Source organism: uncultured Agrobacterium sp. (assembly GCF_913777885.1).
Taxonomy (GTDB): domain Bacteria; phylum Pseudomonadota; class Alphaproteobacteria; order Rhizobiales; family Rhizobiaceae; genus Agrobacterium.
Genome location: NZ_CAJYTV010000001.1, coordinates 122,150 through 142,694, shown reverse-complemented (window position 1 = coordinate 142,694; position 20,545 = coordinate 122,150). Strand labels below are relative to the sequence as shown.

General features: G+C 56.9%; 17 protein-coding genes and 1 pseudogene. 12 read left to right on the top strand and 6 right to left on the bottom strand.

Features of this window, described 5'->3' with window-relative positions:
- The 5 genes from flhB to motA form a co-directional block, all read right to left on the bottom strand.
- Complete coding sequence (gene flhB / locus QZ869_RS00685) at positions 1-1,080, bottom strand: flagellar biosynthesis protein FlhB (RefSeq protein ID WP_296018204.1); 1,080 nt, start codon at positions 1,078-1,080, stop codon at positions 1-3.
- A gap of 329 nt (positions 1,081-1,409) precedes the next feature.
- Positions 1,410-2,456: a flagellar motor switch protein FliG gene (fliG, locus tag QZ869_RS00680; protein WP_296018207.1), complete on the bottom strand. Its 1,047-nt coding sequence runs from the start codon at positions 2,454-2,456 to the stop codon at positions 1,410-1,412.
- A 27-nt stretch (positions 2,457-2,483) separates the two neighbouring features.
- Positions 2,484-2,996, bottom strand: coding sequence for a flagellar motor switch protein FliN (fliN, locus tag QZ869_RS00675; protein ID WP_296102047.1), 513 nt, complete (start codon positions 2,994-2,996; stop codon positions 2,484-2,486).
- 65 nt (positions 2,997-3,061) lie between these two features.
- Positions 3,062-4,018, bottom strand: a complete 957-nt coding sequence (locus QZ869_RS00670) for a FliM/FliN family flagellar motor switch protein (RefSeq protein ID WP_296102016.1) — start codon at positions 4,016-4,018, stop codon at positions 3,062-3,064.
- Position 4,019: 1 nt separating this feature from the next.
- Positions 4,020-4,892, bottom strand: coding sequence for a flagellar motor stator protein MotA (gene motA / locus QZ869_RS00665; protein ID WP_296018213.1), 873 nt, complete (start codon positions 4,890-4,892; stop codon positions 4,020-4,022).
- A 423-nt stretch (positions 4,893-5,315) separates the two neighbouring features.
- On the opposite strand from motA, the gene flgF reads away from it, so the two are divergent.
- The 3 genes and pseudogenes from flgF to QZ869_RS00650 all read left to right on the top strand — a co-directional run bounded on the left by flgF (position 5,316) and on the right by QZ869_RS00650 (position 8,002).
- Positions 5,316-6,050 carry a flagellar basal-body rod protein FlgF gene (gene flgF, locus QZ869_RS00660; protein WP_296018214.1) on the top strand — a complete coding sequence of 245 codons (735 nt, stop codon included), beginning with the start codon at positions 5,316-5,318 and terminating at the stop codon, positions 6,048-6,050.
- A gap of 102 nt (positions 6,051-6,152) precedes the next feature.
- Positions 6,153-7,460: pseudogene (gene fliI, locus QZ869_RS00655) on the top strand (flagellar protein export ATPase FliI); the annotation flags it as partial.
- Between the two features lie 2 nt (positions 7,461-7,462).
- Entirely contained in the window at positions 7,463-8,002 is a 540-nt protein-coding gene (locus tag QZ869_RS00650; RefSeq protein WP_296102015.1) for a flagellar protein, read from the top strand.
- A gap of 144 nt (positions 8,003-8,146) precedes the next feature.
- Here QZ869_RS00650 and QZ869_RS00645 read toward each other — a convergent pair whose 3' ends face one another.
- Complete coding sequence (locus tag QZ869_RS00645) at positions 8,147-10,069, bottom strand: glycosyltransferase family 41 protein (protein ID WP_296102012.1); 1,923 nt, start codon at positions 10,067-10,069, stop codon at positions 8,147-8,149.
- 359 nt (positions 10,070-10,428) lie between these two features.
- Here QZ869_RS00645 and QZ869_RS00640 point away from each other — a divergent pair, with 359 nt between their 5' ends.
- From QZ869_RS00640 to QZ869_RS00600, 9 genes are all read left to right on the top strand, one after another.
- Positions 10,429-11,298 (top strand): flagellin, encoded by an 870-nt coding sequence (locus QZ869_RS00640; RefSeq protein ID WP_296018220.1) that lies wholly within the window; start codon positions 10,429-10,431, stop codon positions 11,296-11,298.
- A gap of 277 nt (positions 11,299-11,575) precedes the next feature.
- Positions 11,576-12,448 (top strand): flagellin, encoded by an 873-nt coding sequence (locus tag QZ869_RS00635; RefSeq protein ID WP_296018222.1) that lies wholly within the window; start codon positions 11,576-11,578, stop codon positions 12,446-12,448.
- A 303-nt stretch (positions 12,449-12,751) separates the two neighbouring features.
- Positions 12,752-13,627, top strand: coding sequence for a flagellin (locus QZ869_RS00630; RefSeq protein WP_296018223.1), 876 nt, complete (start codon positions 12,752-12,754; stop codon positions 13,625-13,627).
- A 293-nt stretch (positions 13,628-13,920) separates the two neighbouring features.
- Complete coding sequence (locus QZ869_RS00625) at positions 13,921-14,886, top strand: flagellin (protein WP_296018225.1); 966 nt, start codon at positions 13,921-13,923, stop codon at positions 14,884-14,886.
- A gap of 358 nt (positions 14,887-15,244) precedes the next feature.
- Positions 15,245-15,889 carry a hypothetical protein gene (locus tag QZ869_RS00620; RefSeq protein WP_296102010.1) on the top strand — a complete coding sequence of 215 codons (645 nt, stop codon included), beginning with the start codon at positions 15,245-15,247 and terminating at the stop codon, positions 15,887-15,889.
- On the top strand, positions 15,882-17,252 hold the full coding sequence (locus QZ869_RS00615) for a MotB family protein (RefSeq protein ID WP_296097727.1): 1,371 nt from the start codon (positions 15,882-15,884) through the stop codon (positions 17,250-17,252). Before QZ869_RS00620 ends, QZ869_RS00615 begins: the two co-directional genes overlap by 8 nt.
- A gap of 12 nt (positions 17,253-17,264) precedes the next feature.
- The gene (locus QZ869_RS00610) at positions 17,265-18,557 is read left to right on the top strand and encodes a chemotaxis protein (protein ID WP_296102008.1); all 1,293 of its coding nucleotides are present in this window, start codon (positions 17,265-17,267) and stop codon (positions 18,555-18,557) included.
- A gap of 1 nt (position 18,558) precedes the next feature.
- The gene (locus QZ869_RS00605) at positions 18,559-20,001 is read left to right on the top strand and encodes a flagellar hook-length control protein FliK (RefSeq protein ID WP_296102006.1); all 1,443 of its coding nucleotides are present in this window, start codon (positions 18,559-18,561) and stop codon (positions 19,999-20,001) included.
- Entirely contained in the window at positions 19,931-20,512 is a 582-nt protein-coding gene (locus tag QZ869_RS00600) for a transglycosylase SLT domain-containing protein (protein ID WP_296018235.1), read from the top strand. The genes QZ869_RS00605 and QZ869_RS00600 overlap by 71 nt, the downstream gene beginning before the upstream one ends.
- Positions 20,513-20,545: the final 33 nt, after the last annotated feature.

Here is a 20,545-nt window from a genome sequence, read left to right as displayed (position 1 = left end):
TCAGTTTACCCGTCTTTTGTTCTGACGTGCGGCGTAAACCTTGTGAATGAGTTCCGCCACAGCCTTATAAAATACTGACGGGATGACGCTATCGACTGAGACTTGCGCAAACATGGAGCGAGCGAGTGGCGGATCCTCAAAAATAGGAATGTTGTTTTGGGTGGCGATTTCCCTGATGCGTAACGCAATCAGATCCTGTCCCTTGGCAACCACGATCGGAGCATCGCTTTCTTCACGCACATAACGCAGCGCCACCGCGTAGTGAGTCGGGTTGGTGATGATCAGCGTCGCTCTTGGAACGGCATCCATCATGCGGCGGCGGGCGCGATCGCGCGCAATCGAGCGCTGGCGGGCTTTGACCACGGGGTCGCCCTGGGACTGCTTGTGTTCGTCCTTGACTTCCTGCTTGGTCATCTTCAGTTCGCTGTACCAGCGATGATGGCTCCAGAAGTAGTCGGCCACCGCAAGAATACCGGTAGAGAAGAGAATGACGATCATCATTTTCTTCAAGATTTCATAGCCGGTCGGAACGATCAGCTGCGGATCGGAGATCAGAGCTGTCAGCAGCTTGAAATAATCGTTCTTCAGCACAATCCCCATGATGATGGCGACGACGACCACCTTGAAGAGGGATTTGCCGAAGTTGACGAGACCGTTCACGCTGTAGATGCGCTGAAAACCTTTGACCGGCGAGATACGTTCGGCCTTGGGGGTTATACGATCGAGAACGAATTGCGGCATGTTCTGTGCAAAGGACTGACCCAGCCCGAAGATGATGAACATGATCGCTGCGGGCAAAAGCAGCGCACCCGCTTCCTTGGCCAGATGAAGGCCCAGAGAAACGAGATCTCCCGCAGTGTTGAGCCGCCATTGTTCCGGCCGTTCGATCACATCCTTCAGGGATTCGCCAAGGCGTTTTGCGCCGTCCGGCGCAAAGAAAACGAGATAGACATAGAAGGCGAGCGAGGATGCAAAGAGCGACGCTTCGGTAGACGCAGGGATATTGCCCTTCTCGACGGCGTCGCGAAGTTTTTTCTCTGATGGATCTTCTGTTTTACTGTCCTTGTCCTCGTCTGCCAAGGCAAGATCCCCCTAGAACGCCGCACGTCTTCCAAGACGCGCGAAGGACGCTCTTCTTCTTGAATCTCCACATCGTGCTTTGCGAAAATCAGTTCAGACTTTCAGGCCGATGCTGTGGGCACGTCGCGCAAGACCGTTCAGTGATTTTGCGAAAGCGAGATACGTAGAAAAACACCTGAGGCACCAACAGCAGAGTTGAAGACATCGCCATGCGCCTCAAGTGAAAAAACCCGCCCTCTCAGGCAGGTCAACACGGACAGGCTACAGTCTTGATGCGCAGCCCGCAAGACGGCGTGGTCATGCGGCAGGTGTTATCAACCGGGAAGGTTCTATGCGGCTGCGGGCTCGCCGCCTTCTGTTGCCACTTCCTTGAGGACGATCTGCCCGGAATTGGCCAGACGAATGGCTTCCTGCGCGACAGCGCGGCGGGCCACTGCGACTTCGCGCGTATTGATTGAGGCTGATGGCACGGCCAGATCGGACTCGATCATGCGGCGCTGGCGCGGACTGATGCTCGACAGCACACATTCCTTGATCTCCGCCGTGGCGCCACGTAGCGCCATGGTGAGAACATCGCCGGCAATGTCGTTGAGCAGTGCCACTCGGCTGCGCTGCGGCATATAGAGCAGGTCTTCGAAAAGGAAGATCTTCGGCTTGACCTTGTTGGCCGATTCGCGGCTCAGCGTTTCCAGCGAGCTGAGCAGGGTGTCGACCTGCGGCTTCTCCAGTTCGTTCATCAGGTCCGCGACCTTGATGGAACCAACTGCGTTGCGCTCCGCCTCGACCTCGGCAATCAGTGCCAGAACGCGCTTTTCGATGATCTGCGCGGCGGTGGGGCTGACTTCCTTCATATTCACCGTGCGGTTCATGATATCCGCGCGCTGTTCGTCGGGGATGGTCAGAAGTACCTTGGCGCCGAAGGACGAAGGGAGCATGGAAAGAATATAGGCGATGGTCTGCGGATGTTCGCGCATCAGATACTTGCCGATGAATTGCGGGTCGGAATCCTGCAGCTGATCCCAGATGGAGGTTTCATAGGCCTGGAAGGTCGCACGGCGACCGAGAAGGCCGTCCACTTCTTCCGGAGTGAGGCCTTCTTCGAGAATCGCTTCGATGGCCTTGGCATTGTCCATCAGTCCGGTGCCCTCGGTGAAGAGGTCTTCGAATTCAGCGACGATCTGGGCCAGTTCGTCCGGGGGGATGACACGGAGAGTCTGAGCGGAATTGATGATGGTTTGCAGCTCGGCCTGGGTGAAAAACTTCAACAGTTTTCCAGCCACGCCCTTGCCCATCGCCAGGAGAACGGCGGCGGCTTTTTCAGCCTGAGACAACGGTTTCCCTAACACCGGGTTACCGAAATCCTCAAAGTCCATCATGGTCTTTCCTCTCCGTCCCCACAGGGATCAGGTCTTCTTGGTACTCAGTACTTCAATAAGCTTGACGCCAAAACGCGTTTCGTCGTTCTCGAGAACGGTAATTTCACCGCGTGCGATGCAACGACCGTTCACCATGATCTCAACAGGTTCGCCGATTCGTCGATCGAGCGCAATTGTTGCTCCCTCTTCCAGGCCCATCAGACCCGATACCAGCATGCGGCTGGTTCCCAAAACGATCTGGACATCGATCGGGATGTCCATGATCAGATCCATGTTATCCGACAGGCCGCTACCAAGCGGCGGCGCTGCGGAAAAAGACATCTCGGCTGCGCCACCGAAGGCACCGAGATCGGCCCCCATCGCCATCGGGCTTTCATCGGCGGCGTCGAAATCGCCGAAGTCTCCAAAGGTGGAGAGCGAACCCTCAGCGTCGCTTTTCAACACGTCGCGCAGCCCACCGATAGCGTTGTCCAGATCGCCCGCGTCATCAAGCGAAGGCATCAGGTCGTCGTCGGTTAAAGGGGTCTTTTTCGTAGCCATGCGATAATTATTCCTTTTGAAACTTGCGTCAGCCTGCCTAAAACCTATGATTGTATCGCGAGCGATCAACCCATCAGATGTCTTAGGATTTCGTCATCCGTAGAGACGTTGTTCTTGACCCGAACCATGTAGCGGTCCCCGGCTCGCCCAAACTCGCAATTATACATTTTTGCACCGTTTGCGCTTACTTCGACGCAGATATCATCCTGCTTCGCGTCCCGGAAAGGAATGACGTCTCCTTCCACGAGGCGTGAGATAGTCTTCAGTGTCAGTGTCTGGAGCCTGATTTTCGCCTCAAGCGTCACTTGTGAACGCTTGACCTGCTCGGAAATCATTTCCATCCACTCTTCCTGCTTCTTCAATGCGCCGGCCGAAGGCTTCGGCGCAACGATCGTCGTCTTGAGAAGCGTGCGCTGAGGCACGATCAGCGCAAAGTCGGAAGCAACCTTGCCGATTAGGATCTTCAGCCGGATCAGCATGCCGAACTGGCCGAACATGGCCTCTTCGTAGGCACTCTTTCCGGTTGCGTTGAAGGGCGGTTCTATCATGGCCTCGAAGCCGCCGGGCGCATTGACGGAAGAACGCAGCACACCAGCGATTCGGTCGAGCACCAACGCGGCAAGATCGAGTTCGATCTGTGACAGAGGGCGCACTTCCGGCTCCATGATCGTATCGGGCGCCGCGCCCAGCATGCGCTCCATCAACGCCATGACGAAACCGTTGCCGATGCCGATCATGAAATTGTTGCACCAGTTGCGAAGCGAGCAGTCCGAAACGGCGTAATCCTTGCCGAGCTTGGCCACGAGATCGGTCATCAGTCCGGATTCGCAACCCTCATAATCGACTTCGATGGAGAGGCTCGTCTGGCTATGAAAAACATCGGGAAGAAACGCGGTATAGATCTGACCGATGTCGGCACCGATCTTTCCGATTTTCTTGTTGTCGCCAAGACCACCGGTCAGCTTGGCCAGCAGAGCGGGGTCCATTGGAGCAATCGGGGTCTGTTCAGCAACGTCCGCCATATCAAGCCGCCTTCTGGTCGCCACCGGGGTTCATCATTTCCTGCTCGACGGCGTCGATTGATGGGCGCTCGTAGCCGGAGATGGTCTTGCGTCCATATTCCAGTGCGACCTGCGGCACGGAGCCGTTCATATAGGCGATCAGTGTCTGCTTCACGATGACGTAAAGCCTGTGCTGCTTCGAGCGCACGATCTTGACCTGGGATGCCAGCGGGTTGCAGATCGAATAGGAAAGAAGAATACCAAGCATGGTTCCGACGAGGGCCGCGCCGATAAGGCCGCCGAGAACGGCAGGGGGCTCGTTGATCTTACCCATGGCCTTGATGACGCCGAGAACGGCCGCGACGATACCGATGGCCGGGAAGGAATCGCCCATCGCGGTGATCGCGTTATAAGGCTTTAGCTTGTCGTAGAGGATCGTTTCGATTTCCTCGTCCATCAGCGCTTCGATTTCATGGCTGCGGGCGTTGCCGATGATTATCAGGCGGACATAGTCGCAGATGAAGGACGTCAGCTCCTTGTTCTTCAAGACCGAAGGCGCGGTCTGGAAGATCGAGGATTCTTCGGGATTGTCGATATGGGCTTCGATCTCGTTTCGGGACTTTGTTCGCAGGTCGCGCATCAGCGAGTAGAGGACACCCAGCACGTCGAGATAGTGACGTTCCTTCGGCACGGCGAACTTGAAGGCTTCGCCCAGCGCTTTGCCGGAATCCTTCACCACCTTCATCGGGTTGGACATGATGAAGCCACCGAGACCGGCACCACCGATGATGACAAGTTCGAACGGCTGAACCAGAACGTCCAGATGGCCGCCCATGGCCATGAAGCCGCCGAGAATACAGCCGAAAGTAATAACCAGTCCAATAACGATATTCATCTGACGCTCACACCTCAGCCAATTTTTCTCCCGAATGGTTAGGCATCATGCCTTGCGCGAGGCTGGCTTGGTGTCCGTTTGGACATTCGACGGCGCTGGTCAGGGGAATGATTTTTCTGTCTCTCGGAAAGAAGATCGTAGGCGCTGCCGGCAGAGATCGGTTAGTTGCTTGAGATGGAAGAGGAGAGAAGGCATCGCCAGATCGCACTGGGCCGGATCTTCCGTCAGGCACTTCACGACGTCTCGTCGTTTCTTTTCTCACGTACGGCTCGTCGATTTGCGATTGCCTATTTTGGCTGGGTTCTGACCCCCGGGTGCCGCGGACCAAAAGTTTCGCGCAAGCAAACGCCTCTAGGCCTTGAGGCCATGATGTGGCGCATTCTGCCGCACGTCCTTGGTCTGAAGTCCAAACAGGAGAAGAGCATGCAGTCTGGTTTATACGTGGGTATCTCGTCCCAGATCGCCTTGGAACGCCGCCTGACGACCATCGCGGACAACATCGCCAATATGAATACCGTTGGCTTTCGTGGCACTGAGGTGAAGTTCAATCAGGTCATGGCGCAGACGAAGAACGATCTGCGTGCCAATATTGCCTTCGTAACGCAGGGCAACGACTACCTTTCGACGCAGAACGGCGAGCTGGAGCGCACAGGCAACTCTTTCGACTTTGCGGTCAAGGGCGATGCCTGGTTTGCCATCAACACGCCGTCGGGACAGGTTCTCACCCGCGATGGCCGCTTCTCCATGTCGACCACCGGTCAATTGATTTCGACAAAGGGCTTTCCGGTTCTCGATTCCGGCGGTGCGCCGATCCAGCTCAATCCAGCTGCGGGAGAACCGAGCGTCGGTGCGGATGGACGTATCATTCAGGATGGTCGGACCATGGGACAGATCGGGCTGTTTACCGCCGATCCGAGCAAGGGTTTCATGCGCTATGAGAATAGTGGCGTGATCTTTTCCCAGGCGCCGCAGCCGGTAGTGGATCAAGGTGATGTTGGCATTGTCCAGGGCTATGTCGAGCAATCCAATATCAACGGCATTTCACAAATGACGCAGCTGATCCAGGTCAACCGCGCTTTCGAGGGCATTTCGTCGATGATGAAGTCGACAGAGGACAATTTCTCCCAGGCGATCCGCACGCTTGGAGGCGGTCAGTAACCGGCATAGACCATGATGGACATTCAGCCGCAGCCTTCGCCGTTTCATAAACTCGATGCGCTTGCGCATATCGCGGCCTCGCAACTGGCGTCGGGCGTGCCCGTCTCACGCGGGGGCCGCGTGCGCACCATCGCGGCTGGCCACTATACGGTCAGCGGCCTTTCGGAACGTGTGCGGCTCGGTGAGTTCGTCGTCCATAAAAGCGCAACCGGTCTGCATCTCGGCGAGGTGGTGCGTGTTGAGCCGGACCTCATCTATGTCTGCCCAATTGAACCCGGCGATCCGATCGGCGTGAACGACGTTGTGCTGCGTGATGGAGAGTTTCGTGTCCAGCCCGATGATAGCTGGTGCGGGCGTACCATCAATTCGCTGTGCAAACCGATAGACGGCAACGGGCCGCTCTTGAAAGGCACGAAAAAGCGCTCGGTGATGACATTGCCGCCGCCATCCATGAGCCGCAGCCGCGTCGTCTCCGGTTTCCGTACCGGCGTGAAAGCGATCGATATCTTCACGCCGCTTTGCCTGGGTCAGCGTCTCGGGGTGTTCGCGGGCTCGGGTGTTGGCAAATCGACGCTTCTGTCGATGCTCGCCAGAGCAGATGCCTTCGACAGGGTGGTCATTGCGCTCGTCGGCGAACGTGGTCGCGAAGTCCGCGAATTCATCGAGGACACGCTCGGCGACAATATGAAGAAGTCGATTGCCGTCGTCGCTACCAGCGACGAGAGCCCGATGCTGCGAAAGATGGCGCCTCTGGTTGCCATGACCATTGCCGAGCATTTCCGCGATAAGGGGGAAAACGTCCTCTTCATCGCCGACAGCATCACGCGTTTTGCCCATGCCATTCGCGAAGTTGCGATTGCCGCCGGTGAGCCGCCGATTGCGCGTGGCTACCCGGCATCCGTCTTTACCGAACTCCCCAAGCTTCTGGAACGGGCAGGGCCCGGCGAGGAGGGGGCAGGTACGGTCACGGCCATCATATCGATCCTTGTCGATGGCGACAATCATAACGATCCGATCGCGGATTCGACCCGCGGCATTCTCGACGGTCACATCGTGCTCGATCGGTCCCTGGCAGATGAGGGGCGCTATCCCCCGATCAATCCGTTGGCCTCCATTTCGCGTCTGTCCCACAAGGCCTGGACGCCCGACCAGCACAAGCTGGTCTCGCGACTGAAGTCGCTCATCCACAATTACGAAGAAACCAAAGACCTGCGTCTGATCGGCGGATATCGTCCGGGCGTCGATGCGGAGCTTGATATGGCCGTCAAGCAGGTCCCCTTCGTCTATGAAGTTCTCAAACAATCGCCGGGCGATCCAACGGTGATCGACGCCTATGCAGAATTGGCAAATGCGCTGAGAAACGCGCCGGTGAACAGCCAGATGGCAGCCGCACAGCGTCGGGGACCCTGATCATGAAAATTAGAAAGCGCAAGACCACTGAGGCGCAGTCAACCACGCAATTCGACAGAATACTCACCGGTGGACTGATCGCCGTCGCAGCAGCCGCTGCCGCCTTGCCGTGGTACGTCTTCCTCAATCCGGAAAAATTCGGCATGAGCGGTCGTGGCTGGGAAGCGTTGATGAATGTTCCGCAGCGCGGCGGTGGCGGCGGCGATGCAGTCATGCCGCACGCCGACGATACCCTTGCAGGCAGCGAAAGCAAGGACGCCGCAGACACGGCACTGGACTCGGTCATTACGGCGACGGTTCCCGCTAACGGGACCGGCGACCTGAATGCCGATAACCCCATGAATCCGCAACCCTTCCCGGGCGGAGTGCAGTTCAAGCTGTTGCATGTCTCCAACGGCCGCGCGCTGATCGAAGATAAGTCCGGCATGTTCCTCGTCCAGATTGGCTCTGTCCTGCCTGATGAGAGCCGGCTGATTTCGATGACGAGAGATGGCGGACGATGGAAGATCGTGACGTCGGCCGGAGAACTCTACTCGGAATAGAGAGCCATAATACCGTCTTCCTACGCGTGGACCGCGTGGCCTGGCGATGAAGATATTGATCGTAAAGCAGAAAGGCCGCCTATTCCGAAGCGGCCTTTCTGCTTTGAACTTTGCTCCTCATGGGGGAGCCTTCCTGGATGCTTCTTACCGATCGAGGAAGGGAGTTTCGCGTTTTGGCAGTGCCGGCACATCGAAATGATCCGGCTCGTCGCCCTGCTTGGCCCGTTCCACCATCATTTCATAGGCGGTCTCCAGATGACGGCAGAAGCGTTCAGCGTCGAAGAGCGGCGTGACGAAACGGTTGTCCGCGATACGGTCGCGCACCTCCTTCAGCTTGTCCGGGTTCTGCGCGTAGAATACGGCCTGTCTCACATACTCTTCTTCGTCGCTGGCAATGAGTTCGGGCGTGCCGATGGCATTCAGCAGGCTTTCGCTGACCCGCGAGGCGAAATTCGTGCCCTTGACTGTGAGGACAGGCAAGCCGGACCAAAGCTGTTCGGACGTCGTCGTGTGGCCATTGACCGGGAAGGTGTCGAGACCGAGATCCGCTGCCGTAATCCGGTTGAGGTGAAGTTCGAAATCCAGCTTGCCCATGAGGAACACGCGCTTGGCCGAAATGCCACTTTCGGTGAACTTCTTCATGATGTTGACCGCGCTCACCTGGCTGTTATGCAACACCCAGATCACGCTGTTCGGCGTCTTCTTCAGGATATCGCACCACAGTTCGATGACGCGCGGCGTGATCTTGCGGTTGGCGTTGAAAGAGGCGAAGACGAAGGCATCTTCGGGTAGGCCGACATCGGCTCGGCTGACCTGCTTTGCCAACGGACGGTTGACCGGATCATTCGGCTGATAGGTTTCCGGCAGGCGAACGAACTTTTCATGATAGAAGGGCTTGGAGCTTTCCGGCAGCACGTAATGGTCGCCGATGGCGTAATCCAGATCGATATTGACGACCGACCCTGGAAAGCCGATCCATGCCACCTGAATGGGTGCAGCGCCCATATTGAGGATAGAGGTCCGGTTGCCGGCCGTATGTCCCTTCAGGTCGACCATGATATCGATGTTGCGTGCGCGCATTTCTGCGTGCGCTTCCTCGTTCGTCATATCGCGAATGGTCACGACGTCGCCCCACAGGCTTCGGTCGGCCTCGTTTGTCTTCAGCAATGCCTCGTCGGAATGGCAAAAGAGCGTGATTTCGAAACGATCGCGGTCATGCAGTTCCAGAACGCGGCGGATCAACTTCATCGTGGCGTGCTTGTCGAAGAAGTCCGACGATAGGTAACCGACGCGGATCTTCTTGCCCCACTCATGTGGCATTGCCCGACGCCGTGCGGTCATATCGGGGCTGAAGTCTGGCGTGTTGGAGCGCGCCAGCTGGTTGATATATTCGTCTCCGCTCCAGTGTAGATTGAAGAAGGTGCCGTCGAGCGAAACGAAAGACGTATCGCCTGCTGCCACGGCCGCATCGATGATCGGCTGATGTTTCTCGATATTATCGAACCTGCTGTGTTCGCGGCTAAACACCAGATACATCAGGCGCACGGGATTGTTGTGCGGCAATCTCGACAGGAGAACGCGGGCGGTGTCGATATCGCTTGGATCGAAAAGATCCCAAGTGGTGATCGCGATGCGGGCGCCGAGCTTGATATGCTCGATATTCTCGCTCTTCATCAGGATCGTCTTCAACGTCCGGGCGATACGGTTTTCGCCACGCTCCAGCAGCAGCGATCCTACGATGTAGGCCACGTCCAGATGTTTGTGGAACCGGTGGATGAGCCGGTTGGAAAGGGCCAGAGCCTTGTCTTTCTCGCCGCATTCGTAAAACAGCTTGATGCTCTCGACCAGGTAGGTTTCGGCATCGAGACCGTTTTGCTGGTAGGCAAGTTCGTAGGACGTGGCGGCCTGTTCCTTCAGTCCAAGCTGAAGCAGCGTTTTCGCCAGCAATGCATAGGTGCGGGCATCCCGGTTCGTGTCCATCAGCCGGTTCAACGTCGTCAGCGCTTCTGTGTAGCGTCCCGTCTTGAAATGCTTGGAAGCGGCCGAATAGCTGATTTCGTTTAACATTGGGTCCGTTGCGTCCTCTTGCTCGACATCTCGGAAGGCACCACCCGGGGTGCTGACCGATCTGCGGCGAATAGAAAATTCAACCGACCCTACAGGATGAACCTTGCTCGAAACGGGAAAGCGTGAGTGCTGCCCCGAGATCCGTTTCAAGCCGTTCACACAACGTTAACTGTAGCCCCCGGAACTGGGCATTCAACGGGTCAAATTAAGAAGTTCGAAATGCTTGGGGGCCATTTTCATCGTCACGTGACGGGTTTGGTGTCCTTCAGAAAATGGACCCGAGTGGCATGATGCCGAACCGTTTACGCCGGTGAAATCCGGCATGTCCCTCTCATGTATTTCGTAAAAAAGGGGCAATCATGTCTAGCATCAACTTCAATGCAAACGCTACAGCTGCACTTCAGACCCTGCGCGACGTCAGCAGCAAGCTGAACACCACCCAGAACGCCGTTTCCTCTGGCCTCAAGGTCGGATCTGCCAAGGACAACGTTGCCTACTGGTCGATCTCCACCAGCATGAAGTCGGACAACAAGGCGCTCGGCGCCGCGACTGACGCGCTGGGCGTCGGTGCTGCAAAGGTCGATACGGCTTACGCTGCGATGGACAGCGCCATCGACGTCGTTAACGAAATCAAGGCGAAGCTGGTTACGGCGAGCGAAAGCTCTGTCGACAAGGATCAGGTTAACCTTGAAGTCAAGAAGCTGCAGGAACAGCTCTCGGCTATCGGCCAGGCTGCATCCTTCAACGGCGAAAACTGGATGGTCACGGCCACCAAGACGACGGTTGTCGACGGCTTCATCCGCAAGGACGATGGCACCGTCAAGATCAACACGGCGAACTTCGAGGCTGCAAGCTATGCCATGTTCTCGACGATCGCCGGCGGTGTTGGCAGCGGCGGCATCTTGAGCGCCGTGATGACCATTGCACTCACCAGCGCTGCAACGCAGGGCAAAATCGACGGCTTCCTGACGACTGTCGAAACCGCTCTGAAGAGCCTGACCAAGGGCGCTGCTGCTCTCGGTGCATTGTCCACCCGCATCGACCTGCAGCAAAAGTTCGCGGGCAAGATCAGCGATGCCATGGACGCTGGCATCAGCCGCCTGGTAGACGCAAACATGGAAGAAGAGTCTGCTCGTCTGTCTGCACTGCAGACCCAGCAGCAGCTCGCGGTCCAGTCGCTGTCGATTGCCAACTCCAGCTCGCAGAGCATTCTCTCGCTCTTCCGTTAAGCTCAGCCGTAAAGAGAATATTAAAGAGGCCAGGTCGCAAGACTTGGCCTTTTCTTTTTATTAACCCAAGTTAAAAACGTATTAACTGATTAATTTCTATTTTTACCCTATTTTAATTATATATTATTCCGTTGTTAACCCTAACGTTGTTAGATGAATTCATCAGAACGACGGCTGAAGTGTTAATAGGTTCACTCAGCGAGCATGACGCTGTACGTCGTTTACCGGTAAAACCGGAATGTCCCTTTCTTTTATACTTGCCAGAGGGGCAGTTTTAATGACGAGCATTCTGACCAATTCATCCGCGATGTCCGCACTGCAGACGTTGCGCTCGATCAACTCCAACCTGACCGACACTCAGAATCGCGTTTCCTCCGGCATGCGCGTAGAGCAGGCGTCGGACAACGTTGCCTACTGGTCGATCTCCACCAGCATGAAGTCCGACAACAAGGCCCTCGGCGCTGCGACGGACGCACTGGGCGTTGGTGCTGCAAAAGTCGATACGGCATATGCCGCCATGGACAGCGCTATTGACGTCGTCAACGAAATCAAGGCGAAGCTCGTCACATCGAGTGAAACCTCGGTCGACAAGGAACAGATCCAACTTGAAGTCAAAAAGCTTCAGGAACAGCTCTCGGCAATCGGCCAGGCAGCATCCTTCAACGGCGAAAACTGGATGGTGAACACCACCAACACGACAGTTGTCGACGGCTTCATCCGTGAAAGCGACGGTACCGTTAAGATCAATACGGCAAGCTTCAAGGCTGGCAGCTATGCCATGTTCTCCACCATCGACGGCGGCGTTGGCAGTGGCGGTATCCTTGGCGCTGTCATGACCATCGAACTCACCAGCGTAACCACGCAAGGCAAGATCGACACCTTCCTCGACACCGTCGAGACGGCGCTTGGCAAGATGACCAATGGTGCGGCAGCCCTCGGCGCGCTGAAGACACGTATCGACATGCAGGACAAGTTCTCCAGCAAGCTGTCGGATGCCATCGAATCTGGCGTCAGCCGCCTGGTGGATGCGAACATGGAAGAAGAGTCCGCGCGCCTGTCGGCATTGCAGACCCAGCAGCAGTTGGCGATCCAGTCGCTCTCGATTGCGAACTCCAGCTCGCAGAACATCATGTCGCTGTTCAGAGGCTAATCGCTTCCGTTTTAATGAAAAGCCGCGCGTCAGCGCGGCTTTTTTCGTTTTGGTCGAAAACAAAAATATTCATTATTATCAGATAATTAGGGATGGTTAACGTCGACCTCCCACATTAACGTGGCGTTCATTGAAGTAAAAACTTCCCTACATTTAAACGTTTGTTAACCATAAAGCTGTTTTCTGTGCTCATCGAAACAGCGCACCGAACCCACAGTTCGGTAGGCATGAAGCTATCCGACGCGTTTCCCGGCTTGACCGGAATGTCCCTTCTTCCAGAGATTGCCAAAGGGGCCACTTAAGATGACCAGCATTCTGACCAACACCTCCGCTATGTCCGCATTGGAGACGTTGCGCAACATCAATACCACCCTGTCCAACACGCAGGACCGTGTTTCTTCAGGTTACAAGGTCGCGCAGGCCAAGGACAACGTGGCCTATTGGTCGATCTCAACCACGATGAATTCCGACAATAAGGCCCTGAACGCCGCCTCCGACGCACTTGGCGTGGGCGCAGCGAAGGTTGATACGGCTTATGCGGCCATGGAAAGCGCCATTAGCGCGGTCAACGAAATCAAGGCGAAGCTGGTAACAGCGAGTGAAAAGTCGACGGACAAAGGTCAGATCCAGCTCGAAATCGGCAAGCTTCAGGAGCAGCTTTCGGCCATCGCACAAGGTGCCTCCTTCTCCGGCGAAAACTGGATGGTATCGACCAATACGGAGGCCAGCGTCGTCGACGGCTTCATTCGCGAAGCCGACGGAACGGTCAAGGTTACGACGGCGACATTCAACGTCGAAACCTATGCCCTGTTCGCAACGATCGCCAACAATGTCGGCAGCGGCGGCATTCTCAGCGCCGTCATGACCATTCAGTTGACCAGCATCACCACGCAGGGTCAGATCGACACCTTCATGGACACGGTCGAAACCGCGATCAGCAGAATGACCGACTCTGCCGCCGCACTCGGCGCTCTGCAGATCCGCGTCGATCTCCAGGACAAGTATTCCGCCAAGCTGTCGGATGCGATCGAGGCGGGCGTTAGCCGCCTCGTCGATGCTGATATGGAAGAAGAGTCGGCAAAACTCTCCGCCATCCAGACACAGCAACAGTTGGCAATCCAGTCTCTGTCGATCGCCAATTCCAGCTCGCAGAACCTGATGACCCTGTTCCGCCAGTAAAGTCTTTCGCCAGAACAGAACAAAGGCCGCGTTTTCTGGAAAGCGCGGTCTTTGTTATTGAAGCGGCAATATTGGTCAAAGGCCACGTCTCCAGCTTCGCACAAGTTTCATCATGGCTTGATGGTCTACTGGGCAATCTTTTGATTCGCCTTGGCTTTTTTAACCGTCTTTACACGCAAGCCGTCAGAGGCTCTGCCTGGAATGCCGCAGCCGGTCCGCTATTTGCCTTGTCATGAGGATGGGGTCGATCCGCCAGAAATGGCATGTGTTTTACTCGCCTCGAGACTGCTGACATGACGAAAATCATGACCTCTGGCTACGTGCAGAGCGCTCTTCAAACACTGCTTTTCAGTAATGAAAATCTGGACAAGGTTCAGAAGGTCACCAGTAGCGGCTTGAAAATCGGCGAGGCTGCGGACAATGCCGGGTACTGGTCCACCGCCAAGAACCTGAAGTCCGAGGGTAGCGTTTTGAGCAGCGTCGGCGATGCTTTAAGTCTTGGCGCGTCCAAAGTGGATACGGCCTACGAGGCCGTCTCTTCGTCGATTGAGGTTCTCGACAAGATCATGACGCAGTTGATCACCGCCTATGACCCGAGCACCAATCGCGAGATGATCAATGGGTCGATATCGGCACTCAAGAAGAACCTGGCGTCCGTGGCTCAGGCCGCATCTTTTTCAGGCGACAACTGGCTGTACAACACTGCCCCCCAATTGACCGACACCAAGTCTGTTCCCTTCTCTTACAAAAAGGGTCCTGACGGGTCGATCAGTCTGCAATATCTCAGCATCAAGACATCTGAAACGGTGCTCATCGACACGAACGACCCGGCGCGCGGTCTGTTCAGCAGGGTGATCGATGCATCCCCGCTCAACCCCGACGGTACGGCTGCGTCCCGTGACTACTACCTGATGAGCCCAGATGGAACGACGCCGCCGGGTGGCCAGGAAATCGCGATTTCGGCGGACACGACGAAGGAAGAGCTCGACGACATGGTTGCCGTCGTTGGAGAAATTTCCGCCAAATTGAAGGGTCTCGGTAGCTCCTTCGGAACCATGTCCAACCGTATCGACCAGCAGCAGTCCTTCGTGGGCGCTCTTGGCGATTCATTGGACAAGAGCGTCAGCCGCCTGGTCGATGCGGATATGGAAGAAGAATCGACCCGGCTGGCAGCCTATAAATCGCAACGCGATTTGGCGGTAGAAGTCGTTTCGATGGCCAATAGCTTCCGCAAAAGCCTCGCCAGTCTGTTTGGTTGACGCTGCCGCTTAGCGCTTCCGGCAGGAAATACCGGCGCGATAGGATTAAGCCGGACAATTGAGGAAGGGCAGGGCGGTCAGGTTCAGCCAGCCCATCCGACTTGCCGGTCTATGACTGGGCGCGGCCTCGATGTTTTGTCATCTGCAAGCTGGCCCCGCCAACAATATTGTCGCGCTGCGACACGAAGTCCGGAGAGGTTCATCCTCGCACAAGTTTGGCTCTCTACCCTGCATGATGAAAAGCTGTCCCTGTTCAGGCCCTTGGTCTTTGCATCGCAGCTGCCAACACCTTGCGCTTACGGCGCAAGGCCTTTCGGATTGATAAAGCCGGATGTCATGTCTGGTGCCAGGTGCGTGGATGAGTGCAGCGCTGACTAAATACTTGAAGGACTTCAGCCAGTTTGTGCCGGCAGAGGAGCCGGTTACGCTTGAGTTCGATATGCCGGCGCTAGCCTTTGAAAGCGAGTGGGCTCCTTCGGTCGAGCCGACCATCGATCTGGAAGAGGAGAAGCGCAAGGCTTTCGAAGAGGGAGAGCAGGCTGCAAGACAACGTCTCGAGGACGAGCATCAGGCAGAGCTTGAGGCTCTGAAGGCGCGCCATGACGAAGAACTGGAAGCCCAGCGCATCCGCTTCGAAGAAGAAATTGCCGGTCACCTCGCGACCTCGGTCGTCAAGATGAAGCAGGCCGTGAACCAGCACGTCGAAGATGCCTGCCTCAAGGTCTTGAGCCACTTCGTGGAGGAGGAACTGGCTCGCAAGACCGCGGCGGAAATTTCTGTCCAGATCATGCAGGACATAAAAGACGGGTATGCGGGAACGATAAGGATCAGCGGGCCGGAGCATCTGCTCTCAAGGCTGCGCAAGGACTTGGACGATGTCGACAACCATATCGACTTCGATACGTCCGACGACATCGATATTCAGGTTCAGATGGATAATTCAGTTTTGATGACGAGATTGTCGGAGTTTTTTCAGAGCTTGAGAGGCCTGTCGGATGAGTGAGAGCGAAAATCACCATCACGGCAAGAACGAAATCATCATCGTCAAGCGGCACAAGGGTGGTCATGACGGCGCGCATGGTGGTGCCTGGAAAATCGCCTTTGCCGACTTCATGACGGCGATGATGGCTTTCTTTCTCGTCATGTGGCTCGTCAACGCGTCGAACGAAAAGACGACGGCTTCGGTCGCAAGCTATTTCAACCCGATCAAGCTGACCGATGAACAGCCTGCTGCGCGCGGATTGAAACAGCCTGCCAAGAAGGAACAAGGCGAGGAAACGAGCGCGAAGTCCGATACGAAATCGGACAAAACGACTGAGGGAAGCGCTGCGGCAAGCGGGGAGGATTCGACCACCACCGCTGGGCAGAATGTCAATTTCTCCGAGGCGGCCTTCTTCGAAAATCCTTACGCCGTCCTGGCCGAAATCGCTCAGGAAGTCGGGCAGCAAGCCAATGTCAGTGCCAAGGGTGAGGGCGGCGCAAGCGAATCCGGTCCCTCCACCGGTGCGTCGGGCGGCGAGGCTTATCGCGACCCCTTCGACCCGGATTTCTGGAGCAAGCAGATGGACACTGCGCAGCAGAACCCGTCCGTGACGATCCAGGATACCAAGCTGCCGGAAAAGGCACAGAAGCCGGATAGCGAGAAGTCCGAGCCGCCGAAGCAGGATGTCGCAGGCATCATTGGCGATCCGGACACGCTGGGCTCTCCCGTCGATGCGAAAGCGGTAAAAGCCGTCCAGGCTTCAGAAGATGAACTGGACCCGGAGGCGGAAAAGCCGCAGGACGTGGCGATGGCGATCCCTCGCCCCACCCCTAAACCTGACCAAGGTCAGAAAGCCGATCCGGCTGCTGGCACGCAAGATGCGCAGTCCACGCCTGCCACGCCGGTGAAGGTCTCCCAGGCCGATGAAAAGGCTGCCGATGAACTGCGCAAGGAAATCGCGCAACAGGTTTCCGGCGTCGCGGGCAAGCTTGCGGAGGGCATTGTCGTGACCCCTGCTGAAGGCGGAACGCTGATTACCATTTCGGAGAAGACAAGTTCGGCGATGTTCGGCGTAGGGTCTGCCGTGCCCCAGCGCGACCTTGTGGTGGCCATGGGCAAGATCGGCGAGGTTTTAAGCAAGCAGAAAGGCGCAGTCGTCATTCGCGGACATACCGACGGTCGGGCTTACAATAGCGGCGGTAAAGACAACTGGACATTGTCGATGGATCGCGCCCATGCAGCCTATTACATGCTGGTGCGCGGCGGGCTGGATGAAGGCCGCATCAAACAATTGTCGGGCTTTGCTGACCGTCGTTTGCAAAGCGCAGATGACCCGCTCAACGGCGCCAATCGCCGTATCGAGATATTGCTTGAGGACGGTTGAGGCCAGCGGATGATGAGAGCCACTCATATTGCTGGATTGTTGATGGGCGTCTCATGGCTTCTTGCGCCGTGCCATGGGCAGGCGCAGAGCGACCTTCCGCCTGCAAAAATTCTCCGTTCGCTGCAATTCGTGCAGGACTCGGTCGTGATGGGAGATCATTCCGCGCGCGACATGCAGAAGTTTCTGCTCGCGACCTTCGATACGACCTTGCGCACATCGAACATGTCGGTGTTCTCGGACGTCAAGAACGCCGACGCGGCTCTGATCTACATCATGAGCGGCGGCAATCCAGCGACGCTGAACTATCTCGTTGCCAAGGATGTGCAGGGATATTTCGATTCCCGCGTGGTCAACGTCCTGCAAAAGTATTTGAGCGGCCGTGGTGGTATGGTGGACAAGATCGTCGCCGACCTGATTCCGGAATATCGGAACAACCGCATGGGTCCCTATCTCATGCTGATCGCTGGAAATATTGCCTTTTCAAAGGACCCGGCGGGCTCACTGCCCTTCTTCGACGATGCTAGACTGAGCGCTCCCGGCACGATCATCGAGGAAGCGGCTTTGCGCCGCTCGATCATGGCGACGCTACAGTTGAAGCAGCCCGAGAAGGGGCTGCTCTATGTCCGGAAATATGCGCTTCGGTTTCTCCATTCGCCCTACGCCTCGCAGTTTGCCGATCTCTTCGTCAGCTTCGCAATCGATAATTACGGTCCGGTGACCACCGAGGATATCGGCGACATCGCGGAACTGATGGATGCGGAAAGGGCGCAGGAGATTTATCTGCGCATCGCCCGGCAGGCCTCCCTGCAAGGTCGGATGGAACTTGCCAAATTTGCTGCGGACAGAGCCAACGCGCTGATCGATGAGACCGGAGACACGGCGCGTGAACCCCTCTCAAAGCTCTATTCTGGTTTGACCAGCGTATCGGGTCGAGACGTCGTCAATGCCAGCGATTCTCTTGCCACCATTCCGGCAGATGAACTCTCCCCACGCGACCTTGCCTTGCGCGATGCTGCAAAAGCTGTCGCGGAGCAGATTATGCGGCCGCCGGCTTCACCTAGTATTCAAGCTGAGGGCGGCGGTAGCCCGGTGGCAGCCAATGCCGCGCAAGGCAGCAGCGCCGCCGCCGCCGGTGTGGCCTCTGGCACCAGCGTCGGTGACAAGACTGAAGCCGAGCCCGCTGCAAAGGCACCACAAGAGGCTGCCGTGCATACGGATGATAGCGCTCCACTAAAGACTTTTTTCGACAAGAACCGGGCGCGGTTGAACGAAATCGACTCCATGCTGAAGCAAGAAGGAGGATGACATGAATGTCCTGACCAATCTCGTGCCGGCCAATGCCGACACCGTCAAGCTTGCTGACAAACGTGATCGCGGGGGAGCATCCAAACAGAATGGATCCGGCTTCTCCGATGTGCTTGGCGCCGTTGACGAGCGAGCACAACGACCTGCATCCACGGATCAGGCAGAACCGCGCGCGTCTGGTGCGACATCGAGAGAGCCCGCTCCGTCATCGGCCTCCGGCGACACGGGCGCTCAGAGCCAGGCGCGTCAATCCGATGACAAGGCACCCGTGGCCGCTTCAAATGACGGGCAAGGGCAAGCCCCTACCAACGACGAACAAGCGCCGACGGGCAAACCCGCTATCCTGCTTAATCTTGTCGACCTGCCTAAGACCACTCAAACTATGCCCGGCGCGCCCGCAGAACAGGCTAGCACCGACGAAACGGCCGGGTCACTCGCGGATCTGGTGACTTTCATCGAAGCAATGACCAAGGCCGTAGGCAAAGCGGAAGCGCCTGTCGAAGACGAGACGACGGATACCGACAGTGAGAAACCGGCAGATGGTGACGAGGCCGATGTGGCGACAGCGCCCGCGGGCAATGGTCCGGATTTGATGTCGCTTCTTGCCGTGGCGGCAGCGCCGACAAGCGAGCCGGTGAACCCCGTCCAGACAGGTCCTCAGTCCAAGTCTTCCGAGGGCGGGGCTCTGCTGCCGGTTGAGCCGTCCATAGAAGGTGAGGATGCCGTACCGGCAACGGTCGTGCGTGTTTCCAAGGCAGACGTGCCAGCAATCGACCTTCACATAGCGTCTCATGAGGATGGCTCGACCAAGATCGATGCGACGCTCGCATCGACCGCAAATCTCGACGTCGTTCAGGTGCTCGACAGCAGGCGCTTTCTTGCGCTCGCGCCCACAGCCAACACAACCAATATCACGGCGGCCATGACATCTGATCCCGACTGGGCTACGGCCATGGCCGGGCAGACAGCGGGCGCGCCACTGGTGACCAGCACCGGCCAGGTCGTTCATACGCTGAAGATCCAGATGAGCCCGGTCGATCTCGGTCACGTGACAGCGGCCTTGAAACTCGTTGGCGATGAGCTCAGTGTCCATCTGACCGCGCATACGTTGAAGGGGTACGCCGAGCTTCAAAAAGACGGCTCCGCAATTGTCGATGCATTGAAGTCCCAGGGTTTCAGTGTCGAAAACGTGACCGTTTCGCTGGCAACCGGTACGGACCGCCAGGACAATTCCACCAATAACCGCCAGTCTGGCGATCCTGGCCAGCAAGGCGCGCAGCAGGGCAGCCATCGCGGCAATGATGAGAGATCACAGGCGCAGCCTCAATTCTATCGCCAGGGGCGCTCCAATGGTCCTGAGGAGGCCAACGGCAATGATATCACGGTACAGCCTGAAACACCTCCTCGCGCTGCTGGCGCTCGTCCTGGCCACGTCTACCTGTGAGGCATCACAGCCCGTAGCCGCAGTGGAGTGTGAGCGGCAGATCCATGACGCCGCAGGCCAGTACGGTATTCCCGAAGGAATTCTCTATTCCGTCGGCTTGACGGAAACCGGACGCAAGGGGTCGCTCAGCCCCTACGCAATCAATATCGAAGGCAAGGCCTTTTTCCCAGAGAGCCGGGGGGAGGCTTACCGCATGGTTGAGGAGGCCCGACAGCGAGGCGCCAAGCTGATTGATGTCGGCTGCATGCAGATCAACGTCTATTTTCACGGAGCGGAGTTCCGATCTATTGGCGATATGTTCGAGCCTTCAAAGAACGTCGCTTATGCTGCACGCTTTCTCAAGCAGCTGCACGACAGGCATGAGACCTGGACGATGGCGGTAGCAAGGTACCACGCCGGGCCGAACAACGACCCCGCGCAGCAGCGTTATGTCTGCCGCGTGATCAGTAATCTGGTCGCAACGGGTTATGGTCAATGGACCGCGAATGCCCGCAAATTTTGCCAGGGATAAGCAATCACTGATTGTATTAGTTGTGCTGAATTC